Genomic DNA, 24474 nt, shown 5'->3' on the forward strand with positions numbered 1-24474 from the left:
GGCGGCTTCGGGACGAGCGCGCATGCTCATATCTTCTGCCGATTGAGCCGCAGCGCGTTGGTGACCACGCTGACCGAGGACAGCGCCATCGCCGCGGCCGCGATGATCGGCGAGAGCAGGATGCCAAACAGCGGATAGAGCACGCCGGCCGCCACGGGCACGCCCGCGACGTTGTAGATGAAGGCGAAGACCAGGTTCTGGCGGATGTTGGACATGGTCGCCTGGCTCAGCCGCCGCGCCTTGACGATGCCGTTGAGGTCGCCCTTGAGGAGGGTGACGCCCGCGCTCTCGATCGCCACATCGGTCCCCGAGCCCATGGCGATGCCGACATCGGCCGCGGCGAGGGCCGGCGCGTCGTTGACGCCGTCTCCGGCCATGGCGACCACGCGCCCCTCGCGCTTGAGACGCGCGACGACGGCGCTCTTCTGGTCGGGCAGGACCTCGGCTTCCACTTCCTCGATGCCCAGACGCCGCGCGACCGCCTCGGCCGTGGTGCGGTTGTCGCCCGTCAGCATCACCACCCGGATGCCTTCGGCCTTGAGGGCGGCCAAGGCTTCGGGCGTGGTCGCCTTGACGGGGTCGGCGATGGCGAAGGCGCCGCCGACCCGGCCGTCGACGCCGATGAAGATCGCCGTGGCCCCGTCGCGGCGAAGGGCGTCGGCCTGCTCCGCCAGGGCCTCGGTCGCGACGCCCTCGTCGGCCAGGAACCGGGCGTTGCCGAGCACGATGCGGCGGCCCTCGACGGTTCCCAGCGCGCCGCGCCCGGTCGGGGAATCGAAATCGCTGACCTCGGCGACCGCGACGCCGCGCGCCTTGGCCGCTTCGACGATGGCCAGCGCCAGCGGATGTTCGGACGCCCGTTCGACGGACGCGGCCAGCCGCAGCAGTTCGACCTCGTCAAACCCCGCCGCGGGCACGACCTGCGTGACCGCCGGGCGGCCCTCCGTCAGCGTGCCGGTCTTGTCGACGACCAGGGTGTCGACCTTCTCAATATGCTCGAGCGCTTCGGCGTTCTTGATCAGGACGCCGACGCCCGCGCCCCGGCCGACGCCGACCATGATCGACATCGGCGTGGCGAGCCCCAGCGCGCAGGGACAGGCGATGATCAGGACGGCGACGGCGGCCACGAGTCCGTAGGCGAAGCGCGGCTCGGGCCCCCAGACGCTCCAGGCGATGAAGGCCAGGACCGCCACGCCGATGACGACCGGGACGAACCAGCCGGAGACCTGGTCGGCCATGCGCTGGATCGGCGCGCGCGAACGCTGGGCCTCGGCGACCATCTGGACGATGCGGGCGAGCATGGTGTCGCGACCGACCTTGTCGGCGACGATGACCAGCGCGCCGGTCTGGTTGAGCGTGCCGCCGATCACCTTGTCGTCCTTGGCCTTCGTGACCGGCATGGACTCGCCGGTGACCATCGACTCGTCCAGCGAGGAACGGCCGTCCTCGACCACCCCGTCGACCGGGACCTTTTCGCCGGGCCGCACGCGCAGACGATCGCCGACCGTCACCAGATCGAGGCTGACCTCCGCCTCCGACCCGTCCGCCGCGATGCGGCGCGCGGTCTTGGGCGCCAGATTGAGCAGCGCCTTGATCGCGCCCGATGTGCGCTCGCGCGCCCGCAGTTCGAGCACCTGGCCCAGCAGCACCAGCACGGTGATCACCGCCGCGGCCTCGAAATAGACCGCCACCACGCCGTCGGTGTTCTGGAACGCGGGTGGGAAGACCTGGGGCGCGAGCGTGGCGACGACGCTATAGATCCAGGCCACGCCCGTCCCCATGGCGATCAGCGTGAACATGTTGAGGTTGCGGGTCTTCAGCGAGGCCCAGCCACGCTCGAAGAACGGCCAACCGGCCCATAGGACCACCGGGGTAGCCAGGGCGAACTGGACCCATATCGAAACCGGCATCGGGATGATGTGATGCAACGCGGGGAATAGATGGCCGCCCATCTCGAGGATCAGCACCGGGATGCTGAGAGCCAGACCGACCCAGAAGCGGCGGGTCATGTCGATCAGCTCATGGCTGGGACCGGCGTCGGCGGTCACCGTCGCCGGTTCGAGCGCCATGCCGCAGATGGGACAGGCTCCGGGATGGTCCTGGCGGATCTCCGGATGCATGGGGCAGGTCCAGATGACGCCTTCGGGCGCGGCCGACGCGGCCGACGCGGCCGGCGCGCCGAGATAGCGGTCGGGATCGGCGATGAATTTGGCCCGGCAGCCCGCGCTGCAGAAGTGGTGCGGCTTGCCGGCGTGCTCGGCATGGTGCGCGGTCTTGGCCGGGTCCACGCTCATGCCGCAGACCGGGTCCTTCACCTGGTCGGCCGCCGGGGCGCCATGCGCCGTGGGCTTGGTCTCGTTCATCCGCGCGTTCCTTTCGCCAGCAGCCCTTGTAGGGTCTGAGATCGTGCCGGGGTCAATACGTACTCTCCTCAGACCCGCGGCTGGAGAGGGCAACAGGCCGCGAGGCGTTCGACAAGCCGCGCGGGCGCCAAGCAACGGCGCGGCCGCACTTTGCGCTGAAATTCTGAGGGGACCGGCCGGCCCGCGCGTAAACGCGATAGGACCCCGCGGATACAAGCGAGACCGTGACCCATGGATGCACTATCGGACCCGCGCGCGTGGGGGCTGAAGGCTGGCGCGCGGCGTTGTCGGGCGGCCTGCCGGTCCGGCCCCGCGGGGTGTCGCCAAGCTCGCGCTCGCGCCGCATCGCCGCGCCTGCGCGCCGCGGATCTGGCCTGAGCCGGCGGCATGCGCGACCAGGATCAAGGCCCCGAGGCGGGCGTGGCCGCCGTCGAGCAGCTTGCGCGGCTGTTTCTGCGCCAGGCCGGCGGCTATGTCCTGACGCTGCTTGCCGCCTCGGGACGGGTCCTGAGCTACAATATCGGCGGCGAACGGATCGAATGCTGGTCAGCCGATCACGTCGTCGGCCAGCAGCACGATGTCTTCTATCCGCCCGATGAGATCCACGCCGGGCGTCCCCGGGCGGATCTCGCCGCGGCCTTGCGCGACGGCGTGCTGGAGCGCGAGGCCTGGCGGGTCTGCGAAAACGGCGCTGAATACCTCGCCCGCCTGACCGTCACGCCGCTGTTCGACGCGGGCGCGCATCGCGGCTTCGCCTGCATCGCCCGCGACATCACCGACGAGGCCGCGGTGCGCGCCTCCATCGAAACGCGCGAGCAGCATTTGCAATCGATCCTGGCGACGGTGCCGGACGCGATGATCATCATCGACGAGGCCGGCGCCATCACCTCGTTCAGCGCGGCGGCCGAGCGCCTGTTCGGCTATCGCGAGGCCGAGCTGATCGGCCGCAATGTCGCGTGTCTGATGCCCGAGCCGGACCATGGCCGGCACGACGCGTACATCAACCACTACCTGCAGACCGGCGAGCGCAGGATCATCGGCGTCGGCCGCGTCGTGGTGGGGCTGCGACGTGACGGGTCGACCTTCCCGATGGAGCTTTCGGTCGGCGAGGCGGGCGAGAACGGCCAGCGGCTGTTCACCGGCTTCATTCGCGATCTGACCGCCAAGGAGCAGGACGAACTGAAGCTGAAGGCGCTTCAGGCCGAGCTGGTTCATGTCTCCCGGCTGAGCGCCATGGGCACCATGGCCTCGACCCTGGCGCATGAACTCAACCAGCCTCTGGCGGCCGTCTCGCTCTATCTGGAGACGATCCGCGACATGCTGGAAGCCGAGCAGGGGGAACCCTTCGCCACCTTTCGCCGGGTCATGGACGAGGCCGCGCAGGAAACCCTGCGCGCTGGCCATATCGTGCGCCGCCTGCGCGACTTCGTGGCGCGCGGCGAGGTCGAGAAGAGCCTGCACGACCTGGCGCAGGTGATCGGCGACGCCGGCCAGCTGGCGCTCGTGGGCGCGCGCGAGCGGGGGGTGCGCAGCTTCTTCGATTTCGATCCGGCGGCCACGCCCGTCCTCGTCGATCGGGTGCAGATTCAACAGGTCCTGGTCAACCTTATGCGCAACGCCATCGAGGCGATGGCGGACACCCCGATCCGCGACCTGAGAATCGCCACGCGCCTGCGCGGCGACGGCCTGATCGAGGTCACCGTCGAGGATAGCGGGCCGGGCATCGCCGAGGACATCGGCGAGCAGCTCTTCACGGCGTTCGTCTCGACCAAGGCCGACGGCATGGGTCTGGGGCTCTCGATCTGCCGGACCATCATCGAAGCGCACGGCGGGCGGATCTGGGTCGAGGCGCCTGAGCGTGGCGGCGCCCGGTTCCATTTCACCTTGATCCACGCGGGGGCGGAGGAGGATTATGGGGGATAGGCGGATCATACACCTCGTCGACGACGAAGAGGCGATCCGGCGCGCGGCCGGGTTCGCCTTGAAGACGGCGGGCTTTGGCGTGGAGACCTACGCTTCGGGCGTGGAGTTCCTGAGGGCGGCCCGGTCGACGACCCAGGGCTGCGTCATTCTCGACGTGCGCATGCCGGCGATGGACGGCCTGGAGGTGCAGACCGCCATGGCCGAGCGCGGCATCCAGATGCCGGTCATCGTGCTGACGGGTCATGGCGATGTGTCGGTCGCGGTTCAGGCGATGAAGGCCGGCGCCGTGGATTTCCTCGAAAAGCCCTTCGAGAAGGCCGCTCTTCTCCATGCGGTCGAGCGAGCATTCGCGCGTATCGACGACGCCGACGTCCGCGCGATCGAGGCGTCGGACGCGCAGGTGCGCATCGCCAGCCTCACCCCTCGTGAGCGCGAGGTGCTGGAGGGCTTGGCCCAAGGCCATCCCAACAAGACCATCGCCTATGACCTTGGATGCTCGTCACGCACCGTGGAGGTGCATCGCGCCAGCCTGATGACCAAGCTGGACGTGCGCAACCTGTCCGAGGCGCTTAGGATCGCCTTCGCCGCCGGGATGGGCCGCAAACCCAAGTGACTGCGACGTTTACGTAGCGACCCGGAGGCGGCGGACATGCGACGGTCACCAGGCTTTCAACCGGATGCCTTCATCGCGCGATGTTATCGGTCAGTTCCTCGCCGCGCGATCGCCGCTATACGGTCCTCGTCTCCGACGATGATCCTGGCGTGCGACGCGGCCTCCTCCTCATGCTTCGAGCCCGCGGCTACACGGTGAGCGGCTACACCACGGGGAGCGCCCTTCTGGCTGATCCGCGCGCTAGGGAAGCCGATTGCGTGATCCTCGACTACCGGATGCCCGACATCGACGGCCTGACGCTCCTGGATCATCTCCGGCGCCAGGGCTGGCGCGGCGGCGCCATCCTGATCTCCGGCTTCTACGACGAGGATCTCGAGCAACGCGCGCGCGCGGCCGGCTTCGATCAGGTGATCCCCAAGCCGGTGATCGGCCGGGCGGTGCTCGAAGCCTTGCGTCGGCAGTCGGGGATGTCGCGCGACGCGCATTGACCCGACGCCAGCCCATGGCCCTGACCGTTGGAGGTCAGTAGCGGGCGAAAACCCGCGCGCCGGCCGGCCCGAAGGCCACGACATCGTAGTGTTGCCGCGCCCCGCTCGGCGCCGCCATGCCCTCCGAGCCGATCGGCATGCCGCCGACGGCGAGCCCCTTCACGCCAGCCGGCCGGGCGGCCAGGAGACGCTTCACCTCGGCGACCGGCACATGACCTTCGATAACGAAACCGTCGATGATCGCGGTGTGGCAGGAGGAAAGCGCCGGCGGCAGGCCGGATTGGCGCTGCAGGCGCACGCGGGCGACCTGATCCCTGACGATGACCTTTCTGTCCAGTTTCGCACGGACGGCCTGGGCCCAGGCCTCGCAGCAACCACATCCAGGGTCGCGATAGAGCAGGATGTCGCCAGCCGCCAGCGCGGCGCTGGGCAAGGCGAGCAACAGCAGAACGGCGGCGAGGCGGATTTTCATGGGCGGACTCCTTGGCGTGAAGCTGGGCGCGTGGCGGACGCGGCTCTCGGACGTGGCGGCGCTGTCACGCCCTTTCCCCGGCTGGATGGACCGGTGTCGCCGTCCGGCGCCATATCGCCGGCAGAAGCGCGAGCAGACCGAGCGACAGCCAGCCGATCGCTTCGACGACGGCCGCTTGCCGATGGGGTGACACGACGGCGAGCGACATGGGCGCCAGCGCCTGGCCGAGGCTCGCGGCTGTATGCTGCAGCCCAAGCATGACTCCAGAGGGCCGCATGGGGCCGCTGATCCAGAAGCTCGTGACCAGCCGAAGACTGGCTGAGCTCCAGCCGGCGACGGCGATGAGACCGGCCATTTCGACCACGGTCGTTCCAAACCGAAAGAGAAACAGCGACAGGGCTAGAAGCGCGAGCGTGAGGCAGGCCAGGCGTCGAGGCGCGGTCACCAGCCAGGTGACGCGGGTGTGGAAAAGCTGAGCCGCCAACATCGCCAGCCCGCAGAGACTGAGCATCCCGGCGATCGCCTCGCGGCTCAGCGCGCCCTCGGAGCGGGTCACGAGCAGGCTGACATGCATGGCGGCGAGTCCGCCGCCGCCGACGATGGTGACAAGCAGGAGGACAAGCGTGACGACGCGCGGCGGGGCTTGCAGGCGACGTCCCTCGGGACGGGCGGCACAGCGGGCCGGCAAGCGCACAATGCCGGTCGTCAGCGCCAGCGCCAGCACGGCGATGACGAGCGCGAGCACCAACAGCGGCGTGCGGGGAAAGAGCGACGCGGACGCTTCGGCGAGCAGGGGGCCGAACAGGTCGCCAAGAAACATGAAGGCCGTCAGCCAGGTGAAACGCCTCGCCTGCTCGTCCCGGCCACCGGGTGCGAAGTTCGTTGACAGCAGCGCCAGCGGGATGATGGCGGCCGCGGACAGCCCAGCCAGCAAGCGAAGTCCATACAGCATGGGGAGCGGGACCGCCCCGACCGGCGCGGTCGCCAGCGCGAGGACGACCAGGGCCGTGCGCAGAATGATCCGGTAGTCGATGCGGTCGGCGAGCCATCCCCAGAGCGGCGCGAAGACGAGCGCCGCCAGCGGGTGGGCCGCCGTCAAACTCGCGACATGGACATCGTGGATGCGCAGCGCCAAGTCGGCCTGGCCTCCGTCGACGAGGGTCGGGAGAAAGGCGAGGACGGCGGTCTGGCCCGCAGACGCCGCCGCGACCGCGAGAAGCAACAGGATCGACGCAGCCGTCTGGCTCCGGCCAGGGCTATCGTCCGCCGCAGAACACGTCAGGCCGTCTTCCGGTCGCCAAGGCGCCGCGCAGCGCCTCACCACCATGATCGCAAGCCGACAACCACCCGATGCTCGGCCGGGCGCTGGCGATCGGCACGTCGGAAGTCGGCGGTGTCGTCCAGCGCCCGCTCCCAGACGAAGCCGACATAGGGCGCGAATTTCCGCGAGACCTCGTAGCGCAGCCGAGCGCTCAGCTCGACGTTGCTGAAGCCGCCGCCGAGCTCACGGTCGGTCGAGCGCTTGGAATAGAGGTTGGTTTCGACCTGCGGGGTCAGGATGAGGCGATTGGTGAAGCGGACCTCGTAGGCGCCCTTGGCGCGGGCGCCGAGGCGGCCGTCGTCGCCGACGTAGCCGGTCAGCTGGACATCGAACCAGTAGGGCGCCAGGCCCTCGACGCCGGCGGCGAGCCAAGTGGTCGCCCCCTTGCCGAGATCCTGACGAACGCCCAGCAACGTGCCCCAGAACGGGCTCTTGCTGCGCCACCACAGCGCCTCGACGCTGCTCTCCGGATCGAGGCGATCCTTGGAGTTCTTGAGGCCCTGGCTGCGCAGCCAGAGCTTGCTGTCGTCCTGGCCCTGGGTGACGAGGACGGTCCAGCCGACGCCCTGCCCCTCGTTGCCGCTGGCGAACTCCAGTTCGTCAACGAGAACCTTGGGGATCGACAGCTTGTCGGCCATCTCGTAGCCCGGCAGCGTCGAATTGCGATAGCCGTCCGCATAGTCGTCGGAGTTGCGGGCGTCCGGCGGAGCCTTGCCGCCCTGCATCCGTCCCATGTCCATGGTCATGCCGCCGGCGGGCGTCCCCGCGCCGGACATATCCATGCCGGACATATCCATGCCCGCGTGATCCGCAGGCGCCGCGGGGGAGGCCGTTGGGGCCGGGCTCGGCGGCGGTGGCGCGGCGTGCTGATGGGGGGCGTCCTGGGCGATTGCGGGCGCGGCCACGGCCGAAACGCTCAGAGCCAAGGCGAGCAGAGACGCTCGCGAGAGGGCCAGACGGGTCATGCGACGACCACCTCCCGGAACATGCCGGCCGCCATGTGGTAGAGCAGATGACAGTGGAAGGCCCATCGCCCCATGGCGTCGGCGGTGACGCGAAAGCTGATCCGCTGGGCGGGCTGGACCACCACGGTATGCTTGCGGACCTGGAACGCGCCGTCCGGGCCTTCGACATCGCTCCACATGCCGTGGAGGTGCATCGGGTGGGCCATCATCGTGTCGTTGACGAGAACGATGCGCAGCCGCGCGTTCGGCTTGAAGTGGAGCGGACGGGAATCGTTCAGCTTGATCCCGTCCAGCGTCCAGATGAAGCGCTCCATGTTGCCGGTGAGGTGCAACTCGATCTCACGCTCCGGCTCGCGAGGATCCGGATCGCCGCCGGGCGTGCGAAGGTCGGCCAGGGTCAGCACCCGCCAGGACCGCTCGCGCAGGCCCGCGCCGGGATCGTCGAGATTGGTGCGCGGATAGTCGACGCGCATGTCGGTGTTGGCGCCGTACTCGGTGCGCGCGTGACGCGCCTTCGGGGGCGTGTCCGCCATGCCGTGGCCGGCGTGTTCGCCGCCCATGGCGGCCATGGCGCCCATCATGTCGACCGGATCGAGCCAGGTCCGCGCATCGAGCGCCGGCGTCGGCGCCGTCATGCCGGGCGCTGGGGCGATGACGCCGCGGGCGAAGCCGGTCCGGTCGATCGATTGGGCGAAGATCGTGCGGGCGCCGTCGCCCATGGTGAACTCGACGTCGTAGGTCTCGCCCGGCCCGATCCGGAACTCCTCGACCGTCACCGGCTCCACCGGCTGGCCGTCGGTCGAGACGACGGTCATCGCGACGCCGGGAATGCGCACGTCGAAGAAGGTCGCCGTCGCCGCGCCCACGAACCGCAGGCGAACCCGCTCGCCGGCGGCGGCTATGCCCGTCCAATTCCCGGCCGGCGGCGTTCCGTTCATCAGGTAGGTGTAGGTGGCGGCCGAGACGTCGCTGTAGTCCGTCGGGTTCATCCGCGACCGGTTCCACATCCGCCGCCGCGTCAGGGCCTGGCCCGCCCCCAGGCGGCTCACATCATCGAGGAAGTCTCCGGCGGTCGGCTGCGCGAAATTGTAGTAGCTGCTCAGCTTCTTGAGGTTCGTGAAGATCTGCAGCGGCGGTTCGTCCGACCAGTCGCTCAGCAGGATGGCGTAGTCCCGATCGGGCGCAGGTCCGGTCGGCGCGCGCGGCTCGACGATGATCGCGCCATAAAGCCCGGTTTGCTCGGCCAAGGTGTGCGCGTGATACCAGTAGGTGCCCGCCTGACGCAGCTCGAAGCGATAGGTGAAGGTCTCGCCGGGCGCGATCCCGGGAAAGCTGATGCCTGGTACGCCGTCCATCTCGGCGGGCAGGATGACCCCGTGCCAGTGGATGCTGGACATCTCCTTGAGGCGGTTGCGGACGCGCAGGGTGACGGTGTCGCCCTCGCGCAATCGCAGCACGGGGGCGGGCACGGCGCCGTTCACCGCCGTGGCGATCCGACGCTTGCCGGTGAAGTTGACCGGCAGTTCGGCGATCTCGAGATCGAATTCGGTCCCGCGCAATTCGGCGGTCGCGGCGGCGGCGGGGCCCGCCAGCAGCGCCGGCGAAACTCCGGCCACCGCCCCGCTGACCGCCAGGCCCTGGACGAAGCGGCGCCGTGTGGCCGGCAAGGTAGGACTGTCGAACATGGTTTGCTCGCGGTTCGTCGCGGGGGGGATTAGGCGAGGTCGAGGACGATGCGGCCCTCGATGTCGCCGTGGTGCATGCGCGCGAAGACGTCGTTGATCTTCTCGAGCGGTTCGGTGTGGACAGTCGCGTGAACCTTGCCCTCGCCGGCGAAGGCCAGCGCCTCCATCAGGTCGAGCCGGGTGCCGACGATCGAGCCGCGGACGGTGACGCCGTTGAGCACGGTGTCGAAGATCGACAGCGGAAAATCGCCGGGCGGCAGGCCATTGAGGGCCACCGTGCCGCCGCGCCGGACCATGCCGAGCGCCTGCTGGAAGGCCTTGGGCGAGACGGCGGTGACGAGGACGCCCTGCGCGCCGCCGATCGCCGCCTTGATCGCGGCGGCGGGATCCTGCTCTCGGGCGTTGACGGTCACGGCCGCGCCAAGGCGTGTCGCCAGATCGAGCTTGCGGTCGTCGATGTCGACCGCCGCCACGTTGAGCCCCATCGCCTTGGCGTACTGCACGGCCATGTGACCCAGGCCGCCGATGCCGGAGACCACGACCCACTCGCCCGGCTTGGCCTCGGTCGCCTTCAGTCCCTTGTAGACGGTAACGCCCGCGCACAGGATCGGCGCGATGTCGATAAAGCCGACATTGTCCGGCAGGTGGCCGACATAGTTGGGGTCGGCGAGGACGTATTCGGCGAAGCTGCCGTTGACCGAATAGCCGGTGTTCTGCTGGCTCTCGCACAGGGTCTCCCATCCCCCCAGGCAATGCACGCAATGGCCGCAGGCGGTGTAGAGCCACGGCACGCCGACCCGGTCGCCCTCCTTGACGTGGGTGACGCCCGACCCGACAGCGGCGACGTGACCGACGCCTTCATGGCCAGGAATGAAGGGCGGGTTCGGCTTCACCGGCCAATCGCCCTCGGCGGCGTGCAGGTCGGTGTGACAGACGCCGGTGGCGGCGATCTTCACCAGGATCTGTCCGGGACCGACCGTGGGGATCGGCGCTTCCTCGATCACCAGCGGCGCGCCGAATTGGCGGACGACAGCCGCCTTCATGGTCTTGGCCATGGCTGTGCTCCTTTGCGAGGGATCAGAAGAGACCAAGGCCGTGCTCGTCGTAGGAGACGAGCAGGTTCTTGGTCTGCTGGTAGTGATCGAGCATCGCCTTGTGGGTCTCGCGTCCGAACCCCGAGGCCTTGTAGCCGCCGAAGGCGGCGTGGGCCGGATACTGGTGATAGCAGTTGGTCCAGACCCGTCCGGCCTCGATGGCGCGGCCGAGGCGATAGGCGGTGTTGCCGCTGCGGCTCCAGACGCCGGCGCCCAGACCATAGGGGGTGTCGTTGGCGATCGCGATCGCCTCGTCGAGGGTCTTGAAGGTCGTCACCGACAACACTGGGCCGAAGATCTCCTCCTGGAAGATCCGCATGCTGTTGTCGCCGACGAAGACGGTCGGCTGCACGAAATAGCCCCCGTCGAGTTCGCCTCCGGGCAGCGCCCGCGCGCCGCCGATCAGGCATTGCGCGCCCTCGTTCTTGCCGATCTCGATATAGCCGAGGATCTTGCGCAGCTGGTCTTCGGACGCCTGGGCGCCCAGCTGGGTCGCGGGGTCGAGCGGGTCGCCCTGACGGATCGCCGCCACGCGGGCCACGGCCCGCTCCATGAACCGGTCGAAGATCGATTCATGGATCAGGGCGCGCGAGGGACAGGTGCAGACCTCGCCCTTGTTGAAGGCGAAGAGCGTGAACCCTTCCAGCGCCTTGTCGAAGAAGGCGTCCTCCTCATCAAGGACGTCGGCCATGAAGATGTTGGGCGACTTGCCCCCGAGCTCCATCGTCTGCGGGATCAGGTGATCGGCCGCGGCGTGCATGATCGCCTTGCCCGTGACCGTCTCGCCGGTGAACGAGACCTTGGCGATCCGCGGGTTGGCGGCGATCGCCTGGCCGACGGTTCGGCCGGGCCCGGTCACGACGTTGAGCACGCCCGGCGGCAGGATGTCGGCGGTGAGTTCGGCGAGCATCATCAGCGTCAGGGGCGTCTGGGACGCTGGCTTGATGACCGTGCAGTTGCCGGCGGCCAGCGCGGGCGCGATCTTCCAGGCCGCCATCAGCAGGGGGAAGTTCCAGGGAATGATCTGGCCGACCACGCCAAGCGGCTCGCGGAAATGGTAGGCGATGGTGTCGGCGTCGATCGTCGAGATCGCGCCTTCCTCGGCCCGGATGCATCCAGCGAAATAGCGGAAGTGATCGACCGCGAGCGGCACGTCGGCGCCGCGCGTCTCGCGGATCGGCTTGCCGTTGTCGAGCGTCTCGGCGAGCGCCAGCAGGTCGAGGTTCTGCTCCAGGCGATCGGCGACCCGGCTCAGCAGCCGGGACCGCTCGGCCGGCGACAACCGCGCCCAGCCGGCCTTGGCGCGATGGGCGGCGTCGAGCGCCAGTTCCACGTCGGCCGGACCCGACAGGGCGAACTCGGCGATCCGGTCGCCATTGATCGGGCTGTGGTCGGCGAAGTACTCGCCCGTGGTCGGGGCCGACCAGGCGCCGCCGATGAAGTTGTCGTAGCGCGCCTTGAACAAGGGCGCGGCGCGCATCGTCTCGATGGCCTTGTGGAACATCGCTTGGCTCCCTGCTGGTGACGACGAGCCTAGTGGCGGGCGCGGCCGAGGATATCCGTAGATGTCACATCGCCTGGCGGCGCCCGGACGTGAAAGAACCTGCCGGGCGTGCTCGCCCGGCAGGTTCTTCGGCGCGTCGCGGCTTGAGCGGGCGTTACATGTCCTTCATGGGCATGGCGGGATCCTTGGCGTCCTTGGGAGCCATGGGTTTGCCTTTCGGGGCCATCGGCTTGTCCATGCAGCAGCCCTTCATGGGCTTCTTGGCGGCGGGATCCTTGGGCGGCGTGGCCGGCATGTTCGCCATCCCCTGTTGATGGTCCTTCATCATCTGGTCGTGCATCTGCTGGCCGCCATGGTCCATGCCCTGCATGTGGGCGTGGTCCGGCGGGGTCTGGGCGGAGGCGGCCGGCGCGGGCTGGGTCTGGGCCTTGGGCGCGGGGCCGTCGGCGAATGCGGCGGTCCCCATGGCCAGAAGGCCGACAGCGCCGGCCACGACTGCGATCTTGCGCATCATTTCTGATCTCCAACTTATGACGTTCGCGTCCGATGGCGTCGTCTGCATCTCGAACGGCGTGACGCTTGCAATGCCCGCAATTGGCGGCCGCGCGTATACGTAAGGTCCGAAGGCGCGGTCAGCGCGACATCTGTCGGCAGCCCGCGGCGCACACCCTGCACGTCTCGGCGCACTGGGCCATCGGGGCGTCGGCGCGGGGTTTCGAACAGGCCGCCGCGCACAGGTCGCAGGCTTCGGCGCAGGCGCGGCAGAGCACCGGGTGCAGGGCCGAGCCGCGGAGCATGGAGTTGGCGGTCGCCTGGCACAGCTCGGCGCAGTCGGTGAGCATGGCGATCAGGTCGGGGGCGGCGAGCGCGCCGCCTTGACCGAGGGCGTAGGCGGCGGTCTCAAGGCACCGGCGATGGGAAGCCAGGCAGTGATCGATGCAGTCGCTCATCGACATCGCCATGCCGGGCATGGCGTCCATGCCCTTCATGTCGTGGGCCTGGGCGGCCGCCGCGGCGGGCTGGGCGGCGCCGGCCGCCAACAGGGCGGCTCCCGTGAGCAGGTCTCGTCGTTGCAGCATGTCAATCTCCCGGCGGGTGGGCGGGTCTGGTCAGACCCGCGGTGAGGAAGGTTCGCGGCCCGTGGCCCTGGCCATGCGCGTGTCCTCCCAGGGCCAGTGGCCGTTGATCTCGACGCCGAGCGAGATGCTAAGGAAGGTGCGCACGAAGACCAGACCGGCCAGGACGATGAGATCGTCCAAGGTCGGGTTGATGACGAGCGACTTGACGATGTCGCCGGCGACCAGGAATTCGAGGCCAAGAAGGATGCTTCGGCCGAGGGCGGACCGGAACGCGCCATAGGCCTTGGCCCGGTCGCCCGATCGGGCCCGCAGGGCGAACAGGATCGTCGCCAGCGCCGCGCCGCTGAGGATGGTCAGCGTGCCCGCCAGCTCGAGGATGATCACCGCGAGCCTGAAGAAGGCGCTGAGCCAGCCGGACTCAATGGTGATCATACCAGCCTCGGCGGCGGATGTTGTTGAAGCTGTCGGTGGTGTGACAGGCGTAGCATTGTTCGACGCGCGCCTTGGAGCCGGCGGCGCGCTGGGAGACCATGCTGAAGTGCTCCATGAAATGACTGGGCGGCGCGGTGTGGCACTCCGAGCATTGCGTCGAGCTGACCGACGGATGCCGGAAGTTGGGAACCTTCCAACTGCTGGTCGCGTGGCAGCTGGCGCAGTCCTGGCCGAAGAGTCCCAGATGCGGATCGCGGACGGAATGGCAGCTTGCGCAATTGAGCGCGGCTTCGGGCGGCAAGGCGTGCGGATTGGGTGGCGAAACAGCCGGCCCTCGCCACACCGCCGGATCGAGCAACGCCTGATGGTCCATCTTCACGATGGCGCGCGCGCCTTCGTGCTCGACGTGGCAAGCCGTGCACTCCTTGGCCTGGGCATGGAACTGGGTCGACTGTTTGTTTCCGAAATCGGTGCTCGCGTGGCAGGCGACGCAGGTCTTGCTCTCCACGCCCTTGAGAGGCGTGTGGCAACTGGCGCACTGCGCGCCGAAGGCTTGGTGGGCCGGCGACAGGGGGCCTGGCGCGACAAGCTGAGCCACCGGTCCGGCGCCGGGCGGCGCGCTTGTCTGCATCATCGCCGCGACGCCCAGCAGCGCCAGGCCGGCGGCGACAAAGATCCAGTAGAGGAGGCGGTCCCGCATCATAGCCAGCGCAGCCCGAAATAGATGGCCGCGGCGATGTGCAAAAGCAGCACCAGGTAGACCAGCGCCCCCAGGACAGCGTGCAGCCACCGCCAACGCGACAACAGCCGGTTGGTCGCACCCTCCGCGCGGATGGCGAACTCGGTGTCGGCCAAGGCCGCGGCCAGGGCCTCGGCCCCATCGGGCGGCGGCGCCGGCGGTTCGCCGGCGACGAAGAACAGCCGCTTCCAGCGGGAAAGCGCAACGGCCGCCGCCGTCGGCGCCGGGGGCGCCGGCAGGTGGAGATACGCCGCTTGCAGGGACGCCAGCTCGGAGCGGCGGCCGCGCAGGGCCCGCGCCGTCTGCGCCAGCAGGTAGCGGCCGACGAAGCCGCTGAGGACCGTCAGCAGCACAAGGCCAGTCAGCGTTAGGCCGACGGGGCTGCCGAACTTGTGGGCGGCATGAACCAACCCCAGGATCGGAGCCAGCACGCCCGCATACACATGCAGGGCCAGCAGCGTCGGCTTGCTGACGAACCGGCCTGTCCACCGTTCCGCCGCCTTGACGTGCTTGACCACCACATAGGGCAGGGTCAGCAGCATGAGGACGGCGGCGACGACGCCGATGACGCCGCCGACCAGGCTGCCGGGAAAGCGCGGCGCGACGTGCAGGACGTAGCCCAGCGGAAAGAGCAGCAGGAAGGCCACAAGCAGGCCGACGGCCATGTCGCCGCGCTCGCGCATCAGGCCTCCACCACGAGCGGCTGGCCCGTGCTCTTGGCCTGGCAGGCCAGGATGTAGCCCTTGGCCTTGTCGGCGGGATCCAGGCCGGTCTCCACCGCCATGGTGACCTCGCCCGAAATCAGCCGGGTGACGCAGACGCCGCATTCACCCGAGCGGCAGGCATAGGGGATTTCCACCCCCGCGCCCTCCGCGGCTTCCAGGACGGTCTGGCCGGCGGGGAGCGGGGCCGACACGCCCGCCACGGAAAAGGTGATGGTGGCCGCGGCGACCGCCGGCGTGGGGGGCGCGACGACGCTCGGGGATGACGGCGCGGGGGGCGGCGCCTTGACCTCGAGCTCGGCCGCGTCGGCGGGCAGCGACGCGGGCCCGAAGGCTTCGGTGTGAAGTTGAGCGTCCGGGACGCCCAGAGCGGCCAGCTCCCGGCGCATCGCGGCCATCATGCCCGGCGGCCCGCACATGTGAATGCGGCGGCGGGCGATGTCTGGGACCGCGTCGAGCAGCATCTGGCGGGTGAGCGGGCCTTGCGGCCCCAGCCAGACCGTGCCGGCCGAGCGTCGCATGGCCGCCATCACGTGCAGATTGGAGAACCGCCGCTCGAGCCGCTCGAGCTCCTCGCGGAAGACGAATTCGTCGGTCGAACGGGCGCCGTACAGGAAGAAGATCTCGCCCGACCAAGCCGTGTCGGTCAGGTAGCGCAGGACCGACATCATGGGGGTGATGCCGACCCCGCCGGCGATCAGCACGATGCTGTCGGCGTCGGTTCCGGTGAAGGTGAACGCGCCGAAGGGGCCCGTCGTCTTCAGCAGGTCGCCGACGGCGACCTTGTCGTGCAGAAAGCACGACACGACGCCCTGCTCCTCGCGCTTGACCGTTAGCTCGACATAGGCGCGCTGCGTCGGCGAGGAGGCGATGGTGTAGGATCGCCGCGAGGGCTTGCCATCCACCGGCTCCACCTCGACCTGGAGAAACTGGCCGGGCAGAAAATCGAAGGGCAGCCGATCGGCGGCCGGGTCGGCCAGCCGGAAGGTCTGAATCGTCGGCGTCTCCCGCACGATCTGGACCACCCGCAACGGGCCAGACCAGCTCCTGGGCTTGCGCAGCGACGCCCCGGCGGGCGGCGCGGCGTTGCTCGGCGTGAGCGTTTCAGCGCCCGGCTCAACGGCCGCCGCCTGGCGTGGCGAGGCCGTCGCGGTCGCCGGGGCGGGCGCGGGGGCCGTCGACCCGCCGGCGTCGACGATCTTGCGGACCCGCCGCAGGCGCGCGACCTGCAGGCCCAGCAGCATCGCGCTGACCATCGCCAGGACGAACATCAGCATGAAATGGGGCGGCGAGACGCCGAGCCACCGGATCGGCGCCGCGTGCGGCGGCGCGCCCAGGCTCATCTGATCCCGAAACCAGGTGATCGCCGCCGGCTGCGGGGACGCGCCGCGGTCGAGGGCGGCGAGCGCGGCCGATCCGCTCGCGAAGAGGTCGCTTGCTTCACGCAGGCGCCGCGCCGCGCTCGCCCGGGCGGCCGGATCTTCGGACCGCGCGGCGGCGGAGGCCTCGGCGGCCATGGCCAGTCCGCGCTCCACGCGCGCTTGGGCCTCGCCCATCAACCGGTTGCGCCCCTCGGCGCTGAGCGACGGGGCGGCGAGCAGTTGTGAGACGAAGGGCGTGCGCCGGGCGCCATGCTCGCCTTCGCCCTCCATCATCTCGTCCATCATTCCGCTCATGCCGGCTGCCGCGGGGCTCGGCGCGGCGCCCATGACGCCGGCGTCCGCCATCGCGCCGCCTTGCGCGCCCGGATGGTGGGCCGCGTGCTCGTCGCCTTCCTGGGCGATGGCCGCCGTCGAAAGCAGAAGGCAGGCGGCGGCCAGACCCAAGCTCCATCCCTGTCGGCTGGTCGTCCCGCGCATCGGGCTTGCCCTCGTCTTCACATGTCCTTCATCGGAGCCGATGGGCTCATCGGCGCGGCGTCGGGTTGGGGCGTCGTCCCCGTGGCCGCGCCGCCCTGGCGCATGGCGTGGTGATCCATCTCCTGACGATGATGGCGTTCCATCGTCGCCGCGTCGTGATCGGCGTCATGTTGCCCGGCGGCGTTGTTCGAAGGCGCCGTCGAGCCGCCGACGCCGGGATCCGGATCGGCGGCGCTGGGGACCGGGGCCGCGGCGGGCGACGGGGCCGGGGCCTGGACCGAGGCCGCGGGCGGCGGGGGCTCAGCGCCCTTGTCGCCGCAGGCGGTGAGGGCGAGCGCCGCGGCGCCGATCACAAGCGCCTGGATGGGCGCGCGAAGTGTGTGGCGGATGTCGATCATGGCAAGTTCCTCCCTGGAGATCATGGGCTCGACACCGATGGCCTTCGCCGCGGACGGGCGCGCCAGGGGCGAGCGGTGGAGCCGGCGAGGTCGCCGGCCAAGGATTGACGTGTCGCCGCGCGCCCGGGCGGGTCAGAGCGCCTCCCGCGGTGCGTCGCCGCGGGCGTCCGACCGCCGGACCCGTCTTTCGGCGAGGAAGGCCAGGATCGGACAGTCCGAGGCCGCCACGTCCATCGGGCAATCGTCGGCCAGCGCGCTGAGCACGTCACGGATATCCGACAGCCGCTGAATGCGGCGTTCGGCGTCGCGGATCTTCTCGCGGGTGATCTCCAGCACCGCCGACGCCTTGGCGGTGTCGGAGGCTTGAAGCGCGAGCAGGTCGGCGGTTTCGGCGAGCGTGAAGCCGAGCTCCTGCGCGGCCCGGATGAAATGGAGCCGCAGGAGGTCGGCGTCCTCATAGACACGGTAGCCGGCGCCGGTCCTGCCCGGATCGCGCAGCAGGCCGGTGCGCTCGTAGTACCGGATCGTATCGCGCCGCACGCCGGCGGCTGCGGCGAACGCGCCGATCTTGAAGGTCGTCATGATACTCGTCGCCTCGCTCGTTGGACGAAAGCCCAAGGTCAGCGGAGGGGCGCGCCCGCCGGTCGCTCCGGCGAGACGGCGTGGGCCATCCCGCCGCTGGCGAACCGATCGCCCGCTCAGTTCTTGCGCAGCTCGACGATGTCGTGCTTGGCCGGCGTACCGTCGGCGACCGTGACATGGGCGAAGTGGTCGTCGAAGACGTGGTCGATCTTCACGTGCCCGACGAGGTCGCGCCGATAGGACGGCGGGGCCTTGTTGGGCCCCGGCAGCTGCTTGACGCGGTAGACTTCCAGGGTCTGGCCGACCTCGGCGCCGTCCGCCTTGCCGATGCAGATCACGGTGCCGTTGCTGTCGTTCGCGACGATCGAGCCCTTCATGAAGAAGGTGTGGCCGATCCCTTGCGCCAGAACCGGCGTTGCAACGAGCATCGCGATGCCGGCCAAGCCGGCGATGACGGACGTCTTGATCATCTTTGACTCCTTAGATGAATAGGTTTGGAGATGAGTAGATGCGCCGCCGTTTGATCTTCGACGGGAAGAAGTTGTTCTTCGAGTCAGGGACTAGGGTCCTACGTCCCGGGTCGGAATACGTAGATTCCGAAGCGCAGGTTTTGGCCCTCGTCTCGCGCGACGGGGCGCCAGGCCGCGGCGGCGATCGCGCCGCTCCGAACCTCGGCCGTCCTGGGCGCGGGCGCGTCCCCCCGGGGGGCGATCGCCATGCGGGGCCGGGGCGTGCGTGGCTTTCACCCGCACCCGAGCGTCGCCAGCGGCCCAACACCTGTGGATCCGTGCGGACGTTTTCAGCATATGGTTTTTCTCCGCGTCGTGCGCCGGACGCACGGCCGGCCCGGGGGCGCGTCGCGCCTGAGGTGAGGGGTTGGACCGCGGGCCGCGTATGTAGGCGTGCAGAGTCAGGGGATCGACGATGAGCGACCAGCTCGACGAACTTTTCGAGGCGTTGCGGCGCCAGCCGCACGCCCAGCTGCCCGGCCTGGAAGGCCAGGTGTGGGCCAGGATCGACAGCTGGCGCGACGGCCGGCGCGCGGCGAACGCGCTCGTGCCGCTCCAACCATTGCCTCGGGGGAGGGGCCATGTATCCGTCGGACATCCGTCCGCTCACGTCGTTGCGCATCTGCGCGGCGCTGTGGGTGCTCGTCTATCATTTCCGCAACCACCTGGACCTTGGTCTCGAGCGCTTTGGCCTGGCCGCCAAGGGCTACCTCGGCGTCGACCTCTTCTTCATCCTGTCGGGTTTCATCCTCAGCCACGTCTATACGCGGGCCTGGGCCGAGCGACGGTTCAACTACGGCTCCTTCCTTTGGGCGCGCCTGGCGCGGGTCTATCCCGTCCATCTGGTCACCCTGGCCGCGACGATCGCCATCTGGCTCGCGGCCTTGAAGCTGGGCGTCCGCTTCGATCCCCAGGCGTTCGACCCGCGCATGCTCCCCCAGCACCTGTTGCTAGTGCATGCCTGGGGCACGACGCCCACCGTGCAATGGAACTTCCCCTCCTGGTCGATCTCGGCTGAGTGGTTCGCCTACCTCGGCTTTCCGGTCGCGGCCATCGCCTCGGTGTCGCTGAGGCGTTGGCCACGCCTCTTCGTCCTCGCCGTGCTCGCCCTGTTCGTCGCCATGTTCCTGACGGCCCAGGGGCGCGGGGTGCTGTTCACCGACATGAGCGCCCAGATCGGCGCCTTGCGGATCATCCCGGCCTTCCTGATGGGCGCGGCCCTGCATCGCTTGGGATCGAGCCTGAGCCTGCCGGCCGGCATGGCCGGATTCGGCGCGCTCGCCGCGACGGCCTGGGTGGCGATCGCCGCCAACCTGCGACTGAGCGATCTCTATATCTGGCCGGGTCTGGCGATGCTGATCTTCTGCCTGGCCGAGACGTCCAAGGCCGCGAAGCCAGGCGCGATGTCGGCGCCGGCGCTCGTCTATCTCGGCGAGGTCTCCTACAGCCTCTACATGGTCCACCTTCCGGCCGACATCGTCTATTTCCACGCTCTGGAAAGGCTGGCGCCAGACCTGTCCGGCGCCGGGATCGCCTTGGCCTGGGCAGGAGCGTTCGTGGCCTGTCAGCTGGCCGCGATGGTCGCCTACCATCTTGTCGAACGGCCTGCGCGTAACTGGTTGCGGGCGCGCGATCCCTTCGCGCGGCGCCCCACGCCCGAGCCGGCGCACGAACCGGTGCTCTGAACGTTGCGGCTATTGCGCGCTGATCGGCGCGAGACGTCCTAGCCAGGCGACCACGGCGACGAGCGCCATCGCCGCGCTCAGTTCCAGCACGAGACTGCGGCGCAGCGCCTTGACCGCCGTGCTGGGCGGCGCTGGCTCGACCAGGGCTTCGCGCAGGGCCGGGGTCAGGCGAAACCGGTTGGCGGCGGCCAGCACGACCATGGCGCCGAAGAGAACGAGCTTGAGAAGCAGAAGAAGCCCGTAGGGCGTGCGGACCAGGGCCGCAACGCCCATGGGCCCGACGAGGAACCAGCTGTTGATCAGGCCGCTGGCGACCAGCACGGCGACGACGCCCGAGCCGATGCCCGAGAAACCCGCCAGGGCGGCATGGAAGGTCGGCGCCTGTCGCGCGTCACGCCGACTGACCCCGGCCAGCCCCAGAAAGAACACCAGGGCGCCGACCCACACGGCGGCCGCCGCCAGGTGGGCGATGTCGGCCGCCAGGTGCAGGCCCCCGCCGAAACCTTCGGTGGCCGCGCCGTGGCCCATCCAGGCCATGCTGGCCGCAGCCACGGCCCCCAACGTTGATACAGCGATCCAGGCGGCGCGGCCGGGCGGCGCGAGCAGAAGCACGTGCAGCGCCACGACCGCGGCCAGGGCCCGTGCGAGCGAGGCCGCGCCCATCGCCATCTCGCTGATCACCGAGGTCAGGATCGAGGGATCCAGCGCCGCGGAAAGCGACCCGGCGACCACGGCCGTTTGCAGCACAAGACCCAGGAGACTGGCCACGACCAGCAGCGCGGCGCAGCCCGCCAGGAGCCGACGCGGCCAGCCCAGCGCCACGGCGCTGGACGGACCCGCGGCCGGCAGGGCGTAGAGCGCGAAGAGCGCCCCGCCCGCCAGGACGAAGCACGTCACATATTGCGCCCAGCGAACGAGGACTACCGCGGTCTCCATCGGCTACTTCACCGTGAAGGCCAGGGTCCCATCCATGCGGTGACCGTCATCGGCGGCGGCCGCATGCCAGGTGAGCTTGTAGGCGCCCGCCATCAGCCGGCCCTTGGGCACGCCCGTGATCGTCTTGCGGTCGGCCGAGACGGTGGTCTTGACCGGCGCCTTCATGCCGTCGGCCATGGCCAGCTCGAAGCTCGAGAAGGCTGGGGCGAGCTTTTCATTGAAGGTCAGGCGGATGGTCTTGGGCGCGGCGACCGTGGCGTTGGCGGCGGGGTCGGAGGCCACCAGCTTGGCGTGGGCGCTGGCCTGGCCGCCGGCCAGGATCGAGGCCGACAGAACGGCGGTGGCGAGGAAAGCGCGGTAGGTCATGGGGCGGTCCTGTTGAAAGGCGACTTTGTCCTAAGTTCCTACGCGGGCGGCGGCCCAACCCCTCAACAACGCCCGCGCCAGTCAGCGCCTAAAGCCGCACCGCCCGCAGGCGCAGCGCATTGCCGACCACGCTGACCGAGGACAGAGCCATGGCCGCCGCGGCGATCGCCGGCGACAGCAGCCAGCCGAACACCGGATAGAGCACCCCGGCCGCGATCGGCACGCCCGCGACATTGTAGGCGAAGGCGAAGAACAGGTTCTGCCGGATGTTGCCCATCACCGCTCGCGAGAGGCGACGCGCCTTGACCAGGCCCTCCAGGTCCCCGTGCAGCAGCGTGACCCCGGCGCTCTCGATGGCGACGTCCGAGCCCGCGCCCATGGCGACGCCGACCTCGGCCGCCGCCAGGGCCGGCGCGTCGTTGACGCCATCGCCCGCCATGGCGACCTTGCGGCCTTCAGCCCGCAGGCGCTTGACCACGGCGGCCTTCTCGTCGGGCAGGACGTCGGCCTCGACCTCGTCGATGCCCAGCCGCTTGGCGACGGCCTGGGCGGTCGTGCGGTTGTCGCCGGTCAGCATGACCACGCGCACGCCGTCCGCCTTCAGGGCTTCGACGGCCTTCTGGGTGGTCGGCTTGACCGGGTCGGCGATGGCCAGCACGGCGGCGACCACTCCGTCGATGGCGACATAGATCGCCGTGGCGCCGTCCTGGCGCAGCGCGTCAGCCTGGTCGGCGAGCGGCGCCGACGCCACGCCTTGCTCGTCCAGGAAGCGGGCCGAGCCGATCGCCAGGACGCGCCCCTCGACCTTGCCGACCACGCCCTTGCCCACGGGCGAGTCGAAGTCTTCGGGATGCGACAGCGGCAGCTCCAGCGCCGCCGCGGCTCGAACGATCGCGTCGGCCAGCGGATGCTCGCTGGCCCGCTCCAGGCTGGCGGCCAGGCGCAGGATCTCCTCCTCCGTGAACCCCGCCGCCGGGCGGATCGCCGTGACGGCCGGTCGGCCTTCGGTAAGCGTGCCGGTCTTGTCGACGACGAGGGTGTCGATCTTCTCGAAGCGCTCCAGGGCCTCGGCGTTCTTGATCAGGACGCCGGCGGCCGCGCCGCGGCCGACACCGACCATGATCGAGATCGGCGTGGCCAGCCCCAGGGCGCAGGGACACGCGATGATCAAGACCGAGACCGCCGCCACCAGCGCGAAGGCCATGCTCGGCGGCGGACCGAACGCCGCCCAGGCGCCGAAGGCGATCAGGGCGACGAGCATGACGGCCGGCACGAACCAGCCCGATACCTGGTCGGCCATCCGCTGGATGGGCGCGCGGCTGCGCTGGGCCTCGGCCACCATCGCCACGATCTGCGAGAGCAGGGTGTCGGCGCCGACCTTGTCGGCGATCATCAGGAAGGAGCCGGTCTTGTTCAGGGCGCCGCCGATCACCTTGTCGCCCGGCGACTTGTGGACTGGCATGGACTCGCCGGTCACCAGGGACTCGTCGACCGAGGCCTCGCCCATCAGCACCCGACCGTCGACGGGGATCTTCTCGCCGGGGCGGACGCGCAGATGGAAGCCGGCCTGGATCTCCTCGACGGGAATCTCGAAGTCCTCGCCGTCGAACATTCGGCGCGCGGTCTTGGGCGAAAGGTCCAGCAGCGCCTTGATCGCGCCGGAGGTGTTCTCGCGCGCGCGCAGCTCAAGCACCTGGCCCAGCAGCACCAGGACCGTGATCACCGCGGCGGCCTCGAAATAGATCGGCGTCGAGCCGTCGGGACGGCGGAAGGCGGCCGGGAAGAGCTGAGGCGCCAGGGTGGCGACCACGCTGTAGGTCCAGGCCACGCCGATGCCCATGGCGATCAGCGTGAACATATTGAGCTGGCGCGTCGCCAGCGAGCGCGCGCCACGCTCAAAGAAGGGCCAGCCGCAGCCCAGAACCACGGGTGTGGCCAAGGCCAATTGGACCCAATTGGACACCCCTGGCGTCAGGTGAAGCGCCATCAGTCCGATGTGGCCGCCCATTTCCAGCGCGAAGACGGGCAAGGCCAGGGCCAGGCCGATCCAGAACCGGATCGTCATGTCGCGCAGTTCGGGATTGGGGGCGCTGTCGGCCGTGACGGTCAGCGGCTCCAAGGCCATGCCGCAGATCGGGCAGCTGCCCGGGCCGGACCGCCGAATCTCTGGGTGCATCGGGCAGGTATAGATCGCGCCCGGCGTCGCTTCGGACGATGCCGCCTTCGGCGCGGCGACGTCTTGCAGGTAGCGTTCAGGCTCGGCGTCGAACTTGCGCGCGCAGCCGGTCGAACAGAAGTGGGAATGCCGCCCCGCATTCAGGCGGTGCTCCGGCGCGGTGGCCGGATCCACGCTCATGCCGCAGACGGGATCGCGATGCTCGCCGACTGGGACGCCAGGGTGGTGATGGCCATGGTGTGAGTTCGAACCGGACATCACTTCTCTCCATGCGTCACACGATAATTCGCAATACGCATGCCTCGAAGCTATCCCTCGTTGGGCTAGATCAAACGGCGACGGCCACTGCCGGTTTCTCAGTTGTTGGCGAGGTCGATTATGATCGCTACCCCAGTTGGCGTCGTTCGCTGGGTAGCTTTATTTCCGATAATCTTTGTTATACGATAAATATATGTAGCCGGGCGGATTCTATTTTGAAGTGCGATTTGTGAGGGTTTTTATGGACTTACGTCCACGGAGATTTTTCACATGGGATCGCGCTACGACCATATCACGATTGAAGA

Annotated in this window: 23 protein-coding genes; 4 read left to right on the top strand and 19 right to left on the bottom strand. The window is 69.4% G+C overall.

The window, feature by feature from the left end:
- Positions 1–26 precede the first annotated feature (26 nt).
- The gene (locus E1H18_RS25770; protein ID WP_172274907.1) at positions 27–2363 is read right to left on the bottom strand and encodes a heavy metal translocating P-type ATPase; all 2337 of its coding nucleotides are present in this window, start codon (positions 2361–2363) and stop codon (positions 27–29) included.
- Between the two features lie 387 nt (positions 2364–2750).
- Between E1H18_RS25770 and E1H18_RS25775 the strand changes: the two genes are divergently transcribed.
- The 3 genes from E1H18_RS25775 (at position 2751) to E1H18_RS25785 (ending at position 5387) form a co-directional block, all read left to right on the top strand.
- Positions 2751–4286, top strand: a complete 1536-nt coding sequence (locus tag E1H18_RS25775; RefSeq protein WP_062099705.1) for a PAS domain S-box protein — start codon at positions 2751–2753, stop codon at positions 4284–4286.
- A complete protein-coding gene (locus tag E1H18_RS25780) occupies positions 4276–4899 on the top strand; it encodes a response regulator transcription factor (RefSeq protein ID WP_172274909.1) in 624 nt (207 codons plus the stop codon). The genes E1H18_RS25775 and E1H18_RS25780 overlap by 11 nt, the downstream gene beginning before the upstream one ends.
- 80 nt (positions 4900–4979) lie before the next feature.
- Complete coding sequence (locus E1H18_RS25785; RefSeq protein WP_101714500.1) at positions 4980–5387, top strand: response regulator; 408 nt, start codon at positions 4980–4982, stop codon at positions 5385–5387.
- Between the two features lie 34 nt (positions 5388–5421).
- Here the strand turns inward: E1H18_RS25785 and E1H18_RS25790 are convergent, their stop codons facing one another.
- From E1H18_RS25790 to E1H18_RS25860, 15 genes are all read right to left on the bottom strand, one after another.
- Entirely contained in the window at positions 5422–5859 is a 438-nt protein-coding gene (locus E1H18_RS25790) for a DUF411 domain-containing protein (protein ID WP_062099702.1), read from the bottom strand.
- A 64-nt stretch (positions 5860–5923) separates the two neighbouring features.
- Positions 5924–7186, bottom strand: a complete 1263-nt coding sequence (locus tag E1H18_RS25795) for an MFS transporter (protein ID WP_062099701.1) — start codon at positions 7184–7186, stop codon at positions 5924–5926.
- Positions 7177–8145 carry a copper resistance protein B gene (locus E1H18_RS25800; RefSeq protein ID WP_171012819.1) on the bottom strand — a complete coding sequence of 323 codons (969 nt, stop codon included), beginning with the start codon at positions 8143–8145 and terminating at the stop codon, positions 7177–7179. Before E1H18_RS25800 ends, E1H18_RS25795 begins: the two co-directional genes overlap by 10 nt.
- A complete protein-coding gene (locus tag E1H18_RS25805; RefSeq protein WP_172274912.1) occupies positions 8142–9830 on the bottom strand; it encodes a copper resistance system multicopper oxidase in 1689 nt (562 codons plus the stop codon). Before E1H18_RS25805 ends, E1H18_RS25800 begins: the two co-directional genes overlap by 4 nt.
- A gap of 29 nt (positions 9831–9859) precedes the next feature.
- Complete coding sequence (adhP, locus tag E1H18_RS25810; RefSeq protein WP_062100020.1) at positions 9860–10885, bottom strand: alcohol dehydrogenase AdhP; 1026 nt, start codon at positions 10883–10885, stop codon at positions 9860–9862.
- 22 nt (positions 10886–10907) lie between these two features.
- The gene (locus E1H18_RS25815; protein ID WP_062100021.1) at positions 10908–12428 is read right to left on the bottom strand and encodes an aldehyde dehydrogenase family protein; all 1521 of its coding nucleotides are present in this window, start codon (positions 12426–12428) and stop codon (positions 10908–10910) included.
- Between the two features lie 154 nt (positions 12429–12582).
- A complete protein-coding gene (locus E1H18_RS25820; protein ID WP_062100022.1) occupies positions 12583–12942 on the bottom strand; it encodes a hypothetical protein in 360 nt (119 codons plus the stop codon).
- Between the two features lie 118 nt (positions 12943–13060).
- Entirely contained in the window at positions 13061–13507 is a 447-nt protein-coding gene (locus E1H18_RS25825) for a four-helix bundle copper-binding protein (RefSeq protein ID WP_062100023.1), read from the bottom strand.
- Between the two features lie 30 nt (positions 13508–13537).
- Positions 13538–13939, bottom strand: a complete 402-nt coding sequence (locus E1H18_RS25830) for a DUF1622 domain-containing protein (RefSeq protein WP_062100024.1) — start codon at positions 13937–13939, stop codon at positions 13538–13540.
- Positions 13926–14639: a cytochrome C gene (locus E1H18_RS25835; RefSeq protein ID WP_231732075.1), complete on the bottom strand. Its 714-nt coding sequence runs from the start codon at positions 14637–14639 to the stop codon at positions 13926–13928. The genes E1H18_RS25830 and E1H18_RS25835 overlap by 14 nt, the downstream gene beginning before the upstream one ends.
- The gene (locus tag E1H18_RS25840) at positions 14639–15361 is read right to left on the bottom strand and encodes a hypothetical protein (protein ID WP_062100026.1); all 723 of its coding nucleotides are present in this window, start codon (positions 15359–15361) and stop codon (positions 14639–14641) included. The genes E1H18_RS25835 and E1H18_RS25840 overlap by 1 nt, the downstream gene beginning before the upstream one ends.
- Positions 15361–17226 carry a 2Fe-2S iron-sulfur cluster-binding protein gene (locus E1H18_RS25845; RefSeq protein WP_241736216.1) on the bottom strand — a complete coding sequence of 622 codons (1866 nt, stop codon included), beginning with the start codon at positions 17224–17226 and terminating at the stop codon, positions 15361–15363. The genes E1H18_RS25840 and E1H18_RS25845 overlap by 1 nt, the downstream gene beginning before the upstream one ends.
- A gap of 50 nt (positions 17227–17276) precedes the next feature.
- Positions 17277–17657, bottom strand: coding sequence for a hypothetical protein (locus tag E1H18_RS25850; RefSeq protein WP_066730188.1), 381 nt, complete (start codon positions 17655–17657; stop codon positions 17277–17279).
- A gap of 132 nt (positions 17658–17789) precedes the next feature.
- Entirely contained in the window at positions 17790–18239 is a 450-nt protein-coding gene (locus E1H18_RS25855) for a heavy metal-responsive transcriptional regulator (protein WP_062098120.1), read from the bottom strand.
- Between the two features lie 116 nt (positions 18240–18355).
- Positions 18356–18709: a hypothetical protein gene (locus E1H18_RS25860; protein ID WP_172274915.1), complete on the bottom strand. Its 354-nt coding sequence runs from the start codon at positions 18707–18709 to the stop codon at positions 18356–18358.
- Positions 18710–19329: 620 nt separating this feature from the next.
- Between E1H18_RS25860 and E1H18_RS25865 the strand changes: the two genes are divergently transcribed.
- The gene (locus tag E1H18_RS25865; RefSeq protein WP_172274918.1) at positions 19330–20433 is read left to right on the top strand and encodes an acyltransferase; all 1104 of its coding nucleotides are present in this window, start codon (positions 19330–19332) and stop codon (positions 20431–20433) included.
- A 9-nt stretch (positions 20434–20442) separates the two neighbouring features.
- On the opposite strand, the gene copD is transcribed toward E1H18_RS25865, so the two are convergent.
- The 3 genes from copD to E1H18_RS25880 form a co-directional block, all read right to left on the bottom strand.
- Positions 20443–21369: a copper homeostasis membrane protein CopD gene (gene copD, locus E1H18_RS25870; protein WP_172274920.1), complete on the bottom strand. Its 927-nt coding sequence runs from the start codon at positions 21367–21369 to the stop codon at positions 20443–20445.
- 3 nt (positions 21370–21372) lie between these two features.
- Complete coding sequence (gene copC, locus E1H18_RS25875; RefSeq protein WP_066685876.1) at positions 21373–21735, bottom strand: copper homeostasis periplasmic binding protein CopC; 363 nt, start codon at positions 21733–21735, stop codon at positions 21373–21375.
- 88 nt (positions 21736–21823) lie between these two features.
- A complete protein-coding gene (locus E1H18_RS25880) occupies positions 21824–24169 on the bottom strand; it encodes a heavy metal translocating P-type ATPase (RefSeq protein ID WP_172274923.1) in 2346 nt (781 codons plus the stop codon).
- Between the last annotated feature and the right edge of the window lie 305 nt (positions 24170–24474).

This window comes from Caulobacter sp. RHG1 (genome assembly GCF_013181195.1).
Classification (GTDB): domain Bacteria; phylum Pseudomonadota; class Alphaproteobacteria; order Caulobacterales; family Caulobacteraceae; genus Caulobacter.

Bases quoted from the DNA above. Each gene is read 5' to 3' on its own strand.
- E1H18_RS25865 (WP_172274918.1), top strand. From the start codon at position 19,330: ATGTATCCGTCGGACATCCGTCCGCTCACGTCGTTGCGCATCTGCGCG.
- E1H18_RS25805 (WP_172274912.1), bottom strand. From the start codon at position 9,830: ATGTTCGACAGTCCTACCTTGCCGGCCACACGGCGCCGCTTCGTCCAG.
- E1H18_RS25775 (WP_062099705.1), top strand. From the start codon at position 2,751: ATGCGCGACCAGGATCAAGGCCCCGAGGCGGGCGTGGCCGCCGTCGAG.
- E1H18_RS25770 (WP_172274907.1), bottom strand. From the start codon at position 2,363: ATGAACGAGACCAAGCCCACGGCGCATGGCGCCCCGGCGGCCGACCAG.
- E1H18_RS25820 (WP_062100022.1), bottom strand. From the start codon at position 12,942: ATGATGCGCAAGATCGCAGTCGTGGCCGGCGCTGTCGGCCTTCTGGCC.
- E1H18_RS25780 (WP_172274909.1), top strand. From the start codon at position 4,276: ATGGGGGATAGGCGGATCATACACCTCGTCGACGACGAAGAGGCGATC.
- E1H18_RS25825 (WP_062100023.1), bottom strand. From the start codon at position 13,507: ATGCTGCAACGACGAGACCTGCTCACGGGAGCCGCCCTGTTGGCGGCC.
- E1H18_RS25830 (WP_062100024.1), bottom strand. From the start codon at position 13,939: ATGATCACCATTGAGTCCGGCTGGCTCAGCGCCTTCTTCAGGCTCGCG.
- E1H18_RS25850 (WP_066730188.1), bottom strand. From the start codon at position 17,657: ATGATCGACATCCGCCACACACTTCGCGCGCCCATCCAGGCGCTTGTG.
- E1H18_RS25880 (WP_172274923.1), bottom strand. From the start codon at position 24,169: ATGTCCGGTTCGAACTCACACCATGGCCATCACCACCCTGGCGTCCCA.
- E1H18_RS25835 (WP_231732075.1), bottom strand. From the start codon at position 14,639: ATGCGGGACCGCCTCCTCTACTGGATCTTTGTCGCCGCCGGCCTGGCG.
- copD (WP_172274920.1), bottom strand. From the start codon at position 21,369: ATGGAGACCGCGGTAGTCCTCGTTCGCTGGGCGCAATATGTGACGTGC.
- E1H18_RS25795 (WP_062099701.1), bottom strand. From the start codon at position 7,186: ATGGTGGTGAGGCGCTGCGCGGCGCCTTGGCGACCGGAAGACGGCCTG.
- adhP (WP_062100020.1), bottom strand. From the start codon at position 10,885: ATGGCCAAGACCATGAAGGCGGCTGTCGTCCGCCAATTCGGCGCGCCG.
- E1H18_RS25860 (WP_172274915.1), bottom strand. From the start codon at position 18,709: ATGATCAAGACGTCCGTCATCGCCGGCTTGGCCGGCATCGCGATGCTC.
- E1H18_RS25815 (WP_062100021.1), bottom strand. From the start codon at position 12,428: ATGTTCCACAAGGCCATCGAGACGATGCGCGCCGCGCCCTTGTTCAAG.
- E1H18_RS25785 (WP_101714500.1), top strand. From the start codon at position 4,980: ATGTTATCGGTCAGTTCCTCGCCGCGCGATCGCCGCTATACGGTCCTC.
- copC (WP_066685876.1), bottom strand. From the start codon at position 21,735: ATGACCTACCGCGCTTTCCTCGCCACCGCCGTTCTGTCGGCCTCGATC.
- E1H18_RS25840 (WP_062100026.1), bottom strand. From the start codon at position 15,361: ATGCGCGAGCGCGGCGACATGGCCGTCGGCCTGCTTGTGGCCTTCCTG.
- E1H18_RS25790 (WP_062099702.1), bottom strand. From the start codon at position 5,859: ATGAAAATCCGCCTCGCCGCCGTTCTGCTGTTGCTCGCCTTGCCCAGC.
- E1H18_RS25855 (WP_062098120.1), bottom strand. From the start codon at position 18,239: ATGACGACCTTCAAGATCGGCGCGTTCGCCGCAGCCGCCGGCGTGCGG.
- E1H18_RS25800 (WP_171012819.1), bottom strand. From the start codon at position 8,145: ATGACCCGTCTGGCCCTCTCGCGAGCGTCTCTGCTCGCCTTGGCTCTG.